General features: G+C 68.7%; 10 protein-coding genes and 1 pseudogene. 8 read left to right on the top strand and 3 right to left on the bottom strand.

The window, feature by feature from the left end; genetic code table 11:
• Positions 1–10: 10 nt before the first annotated feature.
• Complete coding sequence (xylA, locus tag BG28_RS08065; protein ID WP_036475654.1) at positions 11–1,192, bottom strand: xylose isomerase; 1,182 nt, start codon at positions 1,190–1,192, stop codon at positions 11–13.
• Between the two features lie 115 nt (positions 1,193–1,307).
• Between xylA and BG28_RS08055 the strand changes: the two genes are divergently transcribed.
• On the top strand, positions 1,308–2,687 hold the full coding sequence (locus BG28_RS08055) for an ROK family transcriptional regulator (protein WP_133725683.1): 1,380 nt from the start codon (positions 1,308–1,310) through the stop codon (positions 2,685–2,687).
• A 6-nt stretch (positions 2,688–2,693) separates the two neighbouring features.
• On the opposite strand, the gene BG28_RS14420 is transcribed toward BG28_RS08055, so the two are convergent.
• Positions 2,694–4,043, bottom strand: coding sequence for a hypothetical protein (locus BG28_RS14420; protein WP_051501187.1), 1,350 nt, complete (start codon positions 4,041–4,043; stop codon positions 2,694–2,696).
• A gap of 243 nt (positions 4,044–4,286) precedes the next feature.
• On the opposite strand from BG28_RS14420, the gene BG28_RS08040 reads away from it, so the two are divergent.
• Entirely contained in the window at positions 4,287–5,150 is an 864-nt protein-coding gene (locus BG28_RS08040) for an HAD family hydrolase (protein WP_036475651.1), read from the top strand.
• Between the two features lie 173 nt (positions 5,151–5,323).
• On the opposite strand, the gene BG28_RS08035 is transcribed toward BG28_RS08040, so the two are convergent.
• On the bottom strand, positions 5,324–7,039 hold the full coding sequence (locus tag BG28_RS08035; RefSeq protein ID WP_036475649.1) for a carbon starvation protein A: 1,716 nt from the start codon (positions 7,037–7,039) through the stop codon (positions 5,324–5,326).
• A 137-nt stretch (positions 7,040–7,176) separates the two neighbouring features.
• On the opposite strand from BG28_RS08035, the gene BG28_RS08030 reads away from it, so the two are divergent.
• The 6 genes and pseudogenes from BG28_RS08030 to BG28_RS08005 form a co-directional block, all read left to right on the top strand.
• Positions 7,177–7,902 (top strand): GNAT family N-acetyltransferase, encoded by a 726-nt coding sequence (locus BG28_RS08030; protein ID WP_051501186.1) that lies wholly within the window; start codon positions 7,177–7,179, stop codon positions 7,900–7,902.
• The gene (locus BG28_RS08025; protein WP_161634817.1) at positions 7,895–9,217 is read left to right on the top strand and encodes a DNA glycosylase AlkZ-like family protein; all 1,323 of its coding nucleotides are present in this window, start codon (positions 7,895–7,897) and stop codon (positions 9,215–9,217) included. The genes BG28_RS08030 and BG28_RS08025 overlap by 8 nt, the downstream gene beginning before the upstream one ends.
• A 164-nt stretch (positions 9,218–9,381) precedes the next feature.
• Complete coding sequence (locus BG28_RS08020; RefSeq protein WP_036475813.1) at positions 9,382–9,861, top strand: inorganic diphosphatase; 480 nt, start codon at positions 9,382–9,384, stop codon at positions 9,859–9,861.
• A gap of 187 nt (positions 9,862–10,048) precedes the next feature.
• Positions 10,049–10,879, top strand: a complete 831-nt coding sequence (locus tag BG28_RS08015; protein ID WP_036475646.1) for an oxidoreductase — start codon at positions 10,049–10,051, stop codon at positions 10,877–10,879.
• Positions 10,880–11,003: 124 nt separating this feature from the next.
• Positions 11,004–12,074 (top strand): zinc-dependent metalloprotease, encoded by a 1,071-nt coding sequence (locus BG28_RS08010; RefSeq protein ID WP_036475644.1) that lies wholly within the window; start codon positions 11,004–11,006, stop codon positions 12,072–12,074.
• A pseudogene (locus tag BG28_RS08005) lies at positions 12,071–12,509 on the top strand (ATP-binding protein); the annotation flags it as partial. The gene BG28_RS08010 and the pseudogene BG28_RS08005, both read left to right, overlap by 4 nt.

The raw sequence follows: 12,509 nt of genomic DNA, 5'->3' as shown, positions 1-12,509 counted from the left end.
CTGCTGAGGGTCAGCCGATCAGGTGCTTCATGGCCAGCTGGTTGAGGTTCACGAAGCCGTAGTTGCGCTCGGCCGCCTTGTCCACGTCGAAGTTCTCGTAGGTGGAGGTATCAGCCAGGAAGTCGGTGAGCGATTCGCCGGCGGCCAGGGTGGTCTCGCCGAGCTCGTAGACCCCGGAGGCCTTCAGGGCGGCCTGGACCTCGGGGTCCGCGCGGAAGGCCTTGGACTTGTCCGCGAGCATGGTGACCATCTCGACGTTGGCCTTCGCTGAGTCCCAGATGCCCTGCACGTAGTCGGTGCGGGAGGGCTTGTAGTCGAAGTGCATCCAGCCGTCGTAGCTGGGGCCACCGCCGGGGAAGCCGTTGACCAGCAGGTCGATGGTGAAGAACGCCGAGGCCAGCTCGCCGTGGCCGAAGACCAGGTCCTGGTCGTACTTGATCGAGCGCTGACCGTTGAGGTCGATGTGGAAGAGCTTGCCGGCCCACAGCGCCTGGGCGATGCCGTGGGTGAAGTTCAGCCCGGCCATCTGCTCGTGGCCGGTCTCCGGATTCAGCCCGACGATGTCGCCGTGCTCGAGCTGGGCGATGAAGCCCAGCGCGTGACCGATGGTGGGCAGGAAGATGTCGCCGCGCGGCTCGTTGGGCTTGGGCTCCAGGGCGATGCGCAGGTCATAGCCCTTGTCCTTGATGTAGCTGGCGATGGTGTCCACGCCTTCGGCGTAGCGCTCGTGGGCGGCGAAGAGGTCCTTCGAGCCGTCATACTCCGCACCTTCACGCCCGCCCCACATCACGAAGGTCTCGGCGCCGAACTCGGCGGCGCGGTCGACGTTGCGCAGCAGCTTGCGCAGCCCGAAGCGGCGCACCGAGCGATCGTTCGAGGTGAGCCCGCCGTCCTTGAAGACCGGGTGGGAGAAGGTGTTGGTGGTGACCATCTCGACCTTCAGGCTGACCTCATCGGCGACCTCCTTGAAACGGGTGAAGTACTTCTCCCGCGCCGAGTCATCGGTGCCGAAGGGGGCGACGTCGTCGTCATGGAAGGTGACGCCGGACGCGCCGGCCTCCTTCAGCTTCGGCAGGTACTCCCAGGGCTCGAACTCGGGACGGGAGGCCGACCCGAACTGGTCCTGCGCGGTCCATCCGACGGTCCAGAGACCGAAGGAGAGCTTGTAGTCAGATGCTGGCGTCGATGCCATGGGGGCCTCCTGCAAGGAAAAGGTATGGTTCCGGGGTGCACCGGGAAGGCTGTGACCCGGCACTCATTTTGTTTCTAGATGTAACCTAAATCCTATTGGGGCTAAGATCAAGTCCGTGACCCAAGACACTACCCGCAGGACCGCAGGACCCAGGCCCAGCACCGCCTTCGGCGTGACCTCGCGCGGCTCGCTGGCCCGTCTGGGCCGCAGCTCCGGAGACGACCGCGGCGACTTCTCCCGCGCCCCGCGCGCGGAGGGCGGCCCGAGCGACCAGTCCTCGCGTCCCGGCGCGCGTCAAGAGACCCTGCGCGAATCGAACCTGCTGCTGCTCACCGAGGAGATCTTCTCCGCCGTGGAGCCGCTCTCCCGGGCCGACCTGGCGACGCGCACCGGGATGACCCGCTCCACGGTCTCCCGGCTGGTCGATGACCTGCTCGCCGCCGGGATCATCCGCGAGGGCTCCCCGGCAGTGGGGGGCGGCTCCCGTGGCCGTCCCGCCGTGCCGCTGTATCCGGCGCGGGCGACCCTGGCCGGGCTCGGCGTGGAGATCAGCGTGGACTTCATGGCCGCGCGTGCGCTGGACCTGACCGGGGAGACCCTGGCCGAGGAGATCATCGACGGAGACTTCCGCGGCTCGGATCCTTCGGCGGTGCTGCCCCAGGCCGGGGCGATGGCGCTGCGCGTGGCCCAGCAGGCCACCGCCCGCGGGGCGCGCGTGGTCGGCACCGTCCTGGCGCTGCCCGGGCTGATCGGCGCCGATGAGCACTCGCTGGTGCTGGCCCCGAACCTCGGCTGGCGCGGCGTGGACGCCGTGCCGCTGCTGGTGGGAGAGCACCGTGATGCCTTCGGCGGCTTCATCCACGCCGCGAACGAGGCCAAGCTGGCCGCGCTCGCGGTGGCGCAGGAGCTCGCGGCGAAAGATCAGCAGGAGCAGACCTTCCTCTACGTCTCCGCGCAGATGGGCATCGGCGCCGCCGTGGTCATCGAATCAGTGGTCGACGTCGGCCAGCACGGCTGGGCCGGGGAGATCGGGCACATCTCGGTGGAGCCCGAGGGCCCGCAGTGTAGCTGCGGGGCGCTGGGCTGTCTGGAGACCTACGCCGGGAAGCGTTCGCTGCTCGCGGCCGCCGGGATGGAGCGCACCGCCACCGCGCAGGACCTCGTGGAGCTCAGTCAGCGCGACGACGAGGCCGGCCGGATCGCCTGCGACGCGATCGACCGCGCCGGATGGGCGCTCGGCGTGGCCTTGGCTGGCGCGATGAACCTGCTCGACGTCCACGACATCGTGCTCGGCGGGGTCTACGGCCCGCTGGCGGACATGCTGCGTCCCCGGATCGAGAAGGAGCTCAACTCCCGGGTGCTCTCGGCACAATGGAGCACCTTCAGGGTGCGCACGGCCTCGGCCCAGGCCGCCCCCGCCGCCACCGGCGGAGCACTGCGCGCGATGCGATGCGTGGTGGACGCGCCGCTGCAGTGGGTCCCGCAGCCCGGGTGAACCGGATCAGGCGGCGCGGATCGCTTCGATGCTGTAGCCCATGCGGAACCATTTCCCGGGTTCCAGGTGGATCAGATCCTCGCCGCTGTTGAGTGCATTCGGCGGGCAGGTCATCGGTTCGACGGCGACGCCGGCGCGGTCGATCCGCTCGCCGGTGTAGACCTGGACCCAGGGAGAATCAGCGATCATGCGCACCACGAACCCCGAGGGGCCGTGGATGAGTTCCGCGGTCCAGCCCTCCTCGGGCAGGTCGGTGAAGGCGTGATCGATGGTGCGCCCTGACAGCAGCGGACCGTTGGTGAGGTCGAAGTCCTGAGTCACGGTCTTGCGACCGGTCACGGTGCCATCGGCCTTGGTCTTGAGCATGGTCCGCGCGGGGAGCCGCAGTCGGCATTCCCGCAGCGAGGCCCCGCCGGCCGTGAGGTAGGGATGGAAGCCGGCGCCGAAGGGCGCGGTCTGTGGAACCGGAGTGGGGGACGGATCGGTCTCGGTCGACTCGGTCGACTCGGACGCAGTGGATGCATCGGTCTCGGTGGGCTCAGCCTCTGAGCCCTCGGACGGCCCGGATGAATCGCGCTCAGACGCCTCAGCCTCTGGGTCCTCGGGCACCTCGGCATCGGGCACTTCAGCATCGGGCACTTCAGCATCGGGGGCTGCAGCCTCAGAGCCCGCAGGCTCTGAACCCTCGGCGCTCGGGTCCTCGCTCGCAGAGGCTGCGAACTCGTGCTCCACGCCCTCACCCTCGGCTGCCTCGGCCTGGTCTGTGCCGGCCTGGTCTGCCTCGGCCGGCTCTGCGCCGGTGTCCTCGTTGCTCTCGTCTTCCGGCGTCTCAGGGGCCGCGGCTTCGAGGCCTTCCGAAGGCTCGACGGTGTCCTCCGGCTCGGCCGGCAGCTCATCCTGGCCCGGGGTGGCATCCTCGGTCAGCTCCTCGGGGCGGTAGCGCGCCATCAGCGTCGCGGCAAGGCCGAGGTCCGCGGAGACCCGGTAGGTCAGGGCGATGTCCAGGCCGAAGGGGTACCCCTCCGAGCTCTCGAGCCAGCCCGCCAGCTGCACCTCTGACTGCTTCTGCGAGATCACGCGCAGCGGAAGGTCCATGAGCAGTCCGTGCAGCGCGGCCCCGGTGGCCTCCTCGCTGACCGGGAGCAGATGCTCCACCCCGTTGAAGGTGTAGCGCCCACCCTTGGTCCGGTTGGGCCAGGGCGCCAGCACGGCACCGGCGAAGGCGCCCTCTGTCTTGGCAGCGGGCACGATGAGCTCGTCCTCGTGATGCGTGAGGTTCAGCAGCTGACCGCCGAGGAGGCTGATCTGCGCCGAGTATCCGCCGCCGGTGATGGATACCGGGTTCGTCGCGTCCATTGTGGTGCCTCCTACGAAGGTCGCAATCCTTCGCGTTCCCCTGGCACTGCCCCGACCCGGCTGAGGGCCGGGCGGGCCGCGGCAGTGAAACGTGAAGTTACATGTGGGGCAACAGTACCCAAAAGGCCATAGTTCGGCCTATTCGTGCCGAACCAGGGGGTGCGACGGTGCGAGACTGGCCGATGAGGCATAATGACCGGTTACCCCTTCTGAGCGAGTGTGATGACAATGAATACATCGGCAATGACAACTTCTGAAGAGTTCTCGATCCCGCCGGCAGGTGCGGGCGGCAGCTTCTCCCATACGCCGGGCAAGAAGATGGTGTGCCTCGACGTGGACGGCACCATCGTCTTCCATGACGGGCGGATGTCCGAGGCCGTGAAGCAGGCCGGTCGCGCCCTGGTGGCCGAGGGTCACACGGTCGTGGTCTCCACCGGGCGGTCCCTGCCGGCCACGCTGCCGGTGGTCGAGACCTTCGGCATCGAGCAGGGCTACGCGGTGTGCAGCAACGGTGGAGTCACCGTGCGGATCGACGTGTCCCTGGAAGATGGCTACGAGGTCCTGGACCGGAGGGTCTTCGATCCCGCCCCCGCGCTCGACGCGCTGATGGACCGGCTGCCGAACGCGCGCTACGCCATCGAGACCTCCGTCGGGGACTTCCTCTCCACCGAGCGCTTCGAAGACATGTCCTTCGGCCTCGATGCCCGCGGCGTGAGCTTCCAGGAGATGAAGGAAGCCGAGGCAGTCCGGCTGGTGGTCAACTCCACCGAGGCCACCGCCGAGGAGTTCGCCACCGCGGTGCAGAGCATCGGGCTGCATGGAGTCACCTACTCGGTGGGCTGGTCGGCTTGGCTGGACATCGCCGCCGCCGGCGTCACCAAGGGCTCCTCGCTCGAGGCGCTGCGCGAACGGCTTGCGGTGCCGGCTGAGGACACCGTGGCCGTCGGAGACGGGCGCAATGACATCGAGATGCTCGGCTGGGCGGCTCGCGGAGTGGCCATGGGGCAGGCTCCCCAGGAGGTCATCGACGTCGCCGATGAGCTCACCGCCCCGGTGGAGGAGGACGGACTGGTGCCGGTTCTGCGGAGTCTGCTGGAGCAGGACTGACGCCTGAGACCAGGCGTCTGCACAGCTGAGTCGCAGCGGACCTGTGCGCCGGGGTCTCGGCATATCGCCAGAAACGCATCGAGTGGGCGATTCGAGGGGATTCCGCGGGCATTCTGGCCCGGAAAATCACTCAAATCGCCCACTCGATGCGGATGGAGCTCTGAGTCGCTGGCTCAGCGCAGCGGCAGCTTCTCCTCTGCGGTGAGCGCGACGTCGTCCTCGGGCTCCTTCTCCCCGCTCCAGGCCCGCTTCATCGACATGATGGACTCCGCCAACACCCAGACCGCGGCGAAGATGATGACCACGTTGATGGAGAACAGCAGCCACTCGCCATCGTTGAAGAAGCTGAACACCTGGACCACTGCCGCCCAGGAGCTCATCACGAGCACGAATGCCATCGGGATCAGCACCGGCAGGAATGGGCGCCTCTTGCGGATCAGCATCACCACGATGATTCCCATGGTCAGCGCGGCCAGCAGCTGGTTGGTGGTGCCGAACAGCGGCCAGATCAGCATGCCGCCGGAGCCGTCGGCGCCCTGTGAGAAGGTCAGGCCGCCGCCGATGACGATCACCACGATGGTCGCGGTGATGACGCCGATGCGGATCTTCGCCAGTTCGCCGATCTCCTGGACCACGAAGCGCATCAGGCGGACACCGGTGTCCATGGTGGTCGCCGCGAAGAGCACGGCCATGGTGGCCAGGATGGTGGCTGAGAGGCCAACCGGGATCCCGAGGCCGGCGTTGACGATGGCGCCGCCGCCCTGGACGAAGTTCCCGACCGGGTTGTCGTTGAAGGTGGCGTAGACCTCTTCCCACTGGGTCAGGGTCTGGAAGCCGGCGGTGGTGGCGATGATCGCACCCAGGGCCAGCAGTCCCTCGCCGACGGCGCCGAAGTAGCCCACGAAGCGGGCATCGGTCTCACGGTCAAGCTGCTTGGATGTGGTGCCGCTGGCCACGGTGCCGTGGAAGCCGGAGATCGCGCCGCAGGCGATGGTGACGAACAGCAGCGGAACCATCGAGGGAGTGCCCTCGGGCAGGTTGGTGTTGATCGCCGGTGCCACGATGGTCGGGGTGGCGAACATGGTGGCACCGTAGAGGATGCCCAGACCGATGAAGAGCTGAACGCCGTTGATGTAGTCACGCGGCTGCAGCAGCACCCACACCGGCAGCAGCGAGGCGATTCCCGCGTAGACGAAGAGCACGATGATCCAGACGCCGTTGGGCGCCAGGCCGAAGGTGCTCTCCGGCAGCTCGATGGGGTACGCGTTGCCCAGGATGATCAGGCTGTAGAGCGCGATGACGCCGACGGCGGTGACCGCCAACAGGTTCCAGCGGAATCGGTAGATCGCCTGGCCCACCAGCAGTGCGACGATCAGCGCACCCCAGGTGGGTATGACTGCGCCAGGCTGGGAGACCAGCAGGTTCGAGATCACCACGGCGAAGGCTGCGACCACCATGAGCAGCAGCAGGAAGACCACGACCAGGAACAGGTTGCGGCCGCGGGCGCTGATATAGCGGCCCGAGAGTGTGCCGATGGACTGGCCGCGGTTGCGCTGCGAGGCCCAGAGCGCGCCCAGGTCATGCATGCCGGCGATGAACACGGTGCCGACGGTGACCCAGATGAATGCCGGGAGCCAGCCCCAGATGACGGCGACGGCGGGACCCACGATGGGAGCTGCGCCTGCCACCGAGGTGAAATGGTGACCCCAGAGCACGTAACGGTTGGTGGGGACGTAGTCCACGCCGTCGTTGAACTGGTGTGCCGGAGTCTTGAACTCCGCATTGAGCTTGTAGACCTTCTTCGCGAGGAACCGCGAATACAGAAAATAGCCGCTGAGCATCATGGCGACGCCTATAGCGGCGATGACCAGAGAATTGACCCCGTCCATCGTGTCCTCCTCATTGAGGGGCGCCTGCGTGCGGGCAGGCGCCGGTTACGGTGCGATTGATGTGATGCCAGACATAGTACGCGCCATCGTGTGAGCGGGGACACTGCGGGATCACGGGCCGAGGTTAGGATCGTGGGATGCCTCAGCCCAGCGAGCCCTCGGTGACCCCCGCGAGAACCTTGGAGGAGCTCTGGCCGCCCTTCGGTCTGCGCATCGCATCCCCACGGCTTGAGCTGAGGGTCGTGCGCGAGACCGACTTCCCCGCCTACGCGGCCGCCGCGGCCTCCGGGGTCACGCAGACCAGCAGGAACCCCTTCCGCTTCGCCTGGAACGAGGAGGGCCCGGAGGAGCTGGTCAAGGCCTCGCTGCCGTATCTCTGGTCCACCCGCTCCGCGATCGGCCCGGATCGCTGGTACCTGCCTCTGGGCGTCTTCCTCAAGCCTCCGGCCGGCTCCGGGAGCCCCGAGGATGCAGCCCCCGGGGAGCTGATCGGGATGCAGGACTGCCAGGCGGAAGACTGGTCGATCCTGCGCACGGTCAGCTCCGGAAGCTGGCTGCGCGCGGACCGGCAGGGCCAGGGTCTGGGCACCGAGGCCCGGGCCGCGATGCTGCTCTGGGCCTTCGATCACTTCGGCGCCGAATACGCCGAATCCGGGGCCTACACCTGGAACGAACGCTCCCGGCGGGTCTCCGAATCCCTGGGCTACTTCACCTCCGGCACCCGGCGGGTCCCCGACGCCCACGGAGTCGAGCCTGAGTGGGAGCACCTGTTCCGGCTGCCGAAGAATGACCTGCTCCGCCCGCCCTTCCAGGTCCAGGTCTCCGGCAACGAGAAGCTCAGGACGTTCTTCGGCCATGACTGAGTCAAAGACAAGCCCCGCACCCGCCAGCACTCCGGCGGTCAGGAGGACACCGAGCATCTCGGCGAGCCCGACGGCCACACCGACGTCGACGAGCCCGATGTCGACGGCGACAACGACGTCGAAGTCGACACCGACAGCGTCCGCGCTGCCCGTGAGCATCGACTGGGTCCGCGCCGTCGTCACCGGTGCTCAGCGCATCCCCGCCCCCGCCGGACCCGGGCCCTACGCCGATGCGGCCGCGGTGCTGCGCGGCATCGGTCTGATCCAGCTGGACCCGCTCACCCGGGTCTCCACCGCCCAGCGGCTCACCACGCTGACCCGTCTGCCGCGCAGCGCCCGGGCCGAGGAGATCGACTCCTCGCTGTGGCCCGCAGGAGCCCCGCTGCACGGGACACCGGTCTCCTTCGAGGCCTTCACCAAGGTGGCCTGTCTGTTCCCGATCGAGGACTGGCCGCTGCTGCAGCTGCGCCGAGAACGCGTCCGCGAGACCTACGCGCAGCGACTCGATCCGAGGATGCGCGCGCAGATCCGCGAGGTGGTCGCCGCAGCGCGCAACGGCGTCCAGATCGGCGGGATCGAAGCCGCGATGGGCGCCACGCGCACCACAGGTTGGAACTGGTCGGAGATCAAGCACGCCGCGGAGCTGATGGTCCGCACCGGGGAGCTGGTGATCACCGCGCGCAACGGCATCATCCGGCTCTTCGACCTGCCCGAACGCGCGCTGCCCGCCCCGATCCTGGAGGCCGCCCAGCTGCCGCCGGAACAGCTGCGCGGGGACCTTGCGCGCCGCGCCGCCGGCACCCTGGCGGTGATGACCGTGGCCGACTTCGCCCACCATTACCATCTCTCCACCGCCGACGCCGCCTGCGGGATCGAGCTGGCCGGACTCACCGCGCTGCAGGTCCCCGGGTGGAAGGACCTCGGCTACTGTCTTCCGGAGCTGCCCGAGCAGGCCGTCGCTGCGGCTGGCACCGCCCCGGCGGGCCAGTCTCGGCTCATCGGCCCCTTCGATCCCTTGCTGCGCGATCGCGGCCGGGCGCGGCGGATCTTCGACTTCGACTACACCTTCGAGGCCTACGTTCCCAAGGACAAACGGCGCTATGGACACTATGTGATGGCGGTGCTCTCCGGCACCGAACTGGTGGGCCGGGTGGACCTCCAGCGCGTGGGCCCGGTGCTGCAGATCAACCGGGTCTTCCCCGAACCCGGACACAGCACCCGCTCCGTCACCGCCCGCGTCCGCGCCGCGGCCAGGACGCTGAGCACCCAGCTCGGCACCGAGATGCAGATCCTGGGCGGCGGCGAGGACCGGTGACCGGTGACGCGAGGGCCCGTGACCGTGCGCCACGAGGATCGGCGACCGGGCGCAATGTGTACGCTTGGCCGTGGAAGCGGACGCGCACCGGGAGGCCCCCCGCGGGCCCCGACGCGGCCGCGCAACAGTGCTCTTGACGCTCAACACTAGGAGAACCCGTGACCCTGACTCACGACGTCACCATCGAAATTCCCGAAGGCTCTCGCGTGAAGTATGAGATCGACCATGAGACCCACCGTCTCCGGCTCGACCGCGTGCTCTTCACCCCCATGCAGTACCCGACCCACTATGGGTACTTCGATGACACCCTCGGTGAGGACGGTGACCCGCTGGACGCGATGGTCTGGATCCCAGGCGTGGACCTGGTCCCCGGCGTCGTCGTGGAGTCCCGCCCCGTGGGCGTGCTGAACATGACCGACGACGGCGGCGGCGACGCCAAGCTGCTCTGCGTGCCCAAGGACAAGCGGTTCGACCACATCCAGGAGCTCGAGGATGTGGATCAGTGGACGCGCCAGGAGATCGAGCACTTCTTCACCCGCTACAAGGACCTCGAGCCCGGCAAGTGGGTCAAGATCGAGGGCTGGGCCGGCCGTACCGAGGCTGAGGCCGAGCTGACCCGCTCCATCGAGCGCTTCAAGGGCTGATCCAGCCCCACTTTTCATCGAGTGGGCGTTTTGCGGGGCTCTCCCACCGTTCTGGACCGGGAATCCACCTCAGAACGCCCACTCGATGTGTGTCCGCGGTCCTTCCCGCGCCCGAGCGCCCCGTGCTCGACTTCCTCATCCCGCGCGCTCGCAGACCGCTCCGCCACTTCACGCAAAGGCCTACCGCATGACCTCCCCACAGCCCGTCGCCCTGGTCACCGGAGCCTCCTCCGGGATCGGTGCCGCGACCGCGCGCAGGCTCGCCGCCGCCGGGTACCACGTCTACGGCGCCGCGCGCCGAGCTGAACGCCTCGAGGAGCTGCGCGGCGACGGCGTCGTGCCGCTGGTTCTGGATCTGCTCGACGAGGGTTCGCTGAACACCGCGCTCAAGCAGATCCACGAGGACACCGGACGCCTCGACCTGCTGGTCAACAACGCCGGCTACGGCGCCTTCGGAGCGGTGGAGGACGTCCCGATCGAGGAGGCTCGCCGCCAGTTCGAGGTCAACCTCTTCGGCCTGGCCCGACTGGTGCAGCTGAGTCTGCCGCTGATGCGCTCCCACGGTACCGGCACCATCATCAACGTCTCCTCGGTCGCTGGGCGGGTCGCCGGACCGATGGGCGGCTGGTATCACGCGACGAAGTTCGCGCTGGAGGGTTTCAGCGACTCGCTGCGCCAAGAGGTGGCCCCCTTCGGGATCCGCGTGGTCGTGGTCCAGCCCGGCGCGATCAAGACCGAGTGGGGCGCCAATGCGCTCCTCGCGGCGCGCAGCGCCTCGGGAGAAGGGCATTACGCGCACCGGGTCGAGCGCCTGGCCCGCGGCATCCTCAACCCCGACGGCGTGCAGCGCCGCGCCTCCGGGCCCGATCTGATCGCTCGGGTCATCGAGCGCGCCGCGCGCTCCTCACGTCCTCGCACCCGCTACGCGCTGGGCCACCTGGCCTGGGCCGGACTCTTCGGCCGCCGGATGCTCAGCGACAAGCTGCTGGACCAGATCACCGGACGAGTGATGGGCTGACTCTCGAGGTGCGCGCTCCAGCGTCAGCCTGCCGGTGTGATGCCCGACACCACGGGCCCGGCGCTTCGCCGCCGCGGCCGGCGAGACGCTCACGCGGCCGCGGTTGTTGTGGTGTGATGGACCGATGAACAGCATCTCCGCGGCCCGAGCCAGTGACCTGATGATCAACTGGGAGCTCGCCACCACAACAGCGGCACGGGTGGCCCCGGCAGGACCCCGGTTCAGCGCCGCCCAGGTCAGCCAGGAGGTGGCCGCGCTGCGCAGCGCGGCCGCAGAGGCCGTGGACCACGTGCACCGGATCACCGGGCTCGATGCCGCCCGGAACCTCGGCGCCGATCCCGCCGAGACCCTCGTGGTGGACCGCGCCACCTGGTCCAAGGCCAATGTGGAGAGCTTCAGAGAGCTGCTGGGCCCGGCGCTGAAGATCGCCCTGGAGCAGAAGCCCGAGCTGGGCAAGGAGGGCTCCAGTGCGCAGGTCTACGGCTCCTCCTTCGCCGGTGCAGAGCTCGGCGCGGTGCTGGCCTTCCTCTCCGCCCATGTGCTCGGCCAGTTCGATCCGTTCACCCAGAACCGGCTGATCCTGGTGGCCCCGAACATCGCGGAGATCACCACCGAGCTCAACGTGGTGGCGGAAGACTTCCGGCTCTGGGTGTGCCTGCATGAACAGACCCACCGGGTGCAGTTCGCCGCCGCCCCCTGGCTCGCCGATCACCTCAAGTCCAAGATCACCGAGCTGAGCTCCTCCACCATGGGCATGGCCTCTGGGCTGGGGGACCGGCTCGGGGAGGTCATCGAGCAGGTCCGCGCGGGCCGCGGACTCATCGAGGTCATCCAGACTCCGCAGGACCGCGAGACCATGTCCCACCTGACCGCCGTGATGAGCCTGCTCGAGGGTCACGCCAACGTCATCATGGACGGGGTCGACGCCTCGATCGTGCCCACCGTGAAGACGATCCGACGCCGCTTCGAGGCTCGCGGCAAGACGCGCACCCCGCTGGAGAAGTTCATCCGCAAGCTGCTCCAGCTCGATGTGAAGGCCGCGCAGTACCGCGACGGGCAGAAGTTCGTGGGCCACATCGTGGACACCATCGGCATGGACTCGTTCAACATCATCTGGGAGTCCCCAGCGCATCTGCCCACCGAGCAGGAGCTGCACCACCCGCAGGAATGGATCGAGCGCATGGGGCTCGCGTGAGCCCCCGCTTCCCCGACTCGGTGAACCGGGCGCGCCGCGCTGTGGAAGCCGCCCTCGACCCTGCGGGGCTGAACCTGGTGGCCTGCTCCGGTGGGGCAGACTCCCTCGCCCTGGCCGCAGCCGCCGCCTTCCACCAGCGGCGCCTCGCGGGGGAGAACCCCGTCAAGCGCCCCGACGAGGACGGCCCCAGTGCCCAGGCCTCGAGCGAGGACGTCCCCGAGGGCGAGGGTGCCGGCGCAACGGCCCGAGTTGGCGCCGTCGTGATCGACCATCAGCTGCACCCGGGCAGCGAGGCAGTCACCGCCACGGCGGCCGCCCAGCTGCGCGATCTGGGACTGGATCCGGTCCTCTCGGTGCGGGCCTCCGTGGACCCCGCCTCCGGGGAGGGCCCGGAGGCGGCGGCGCGCACCGCCCGCTACCGGGCGTTCGCCGAGG

The sequence above is a fragment of the Nesterenkonia sp. AN1 genome, assembly GCF_000582475.1.
Classification (GTDB): Bacteria; Actinomycetota; Actinomycetes; order Actinomycetales; family Micrococcaceae; genus Nesterenkonia; species Nesterenkonia aurantiaca.
The sequence above is the reverse complement of the archived record's forward strand: the minus strand, read 5'-3'. Positions and strand labels throughout refer to the sequence as shown.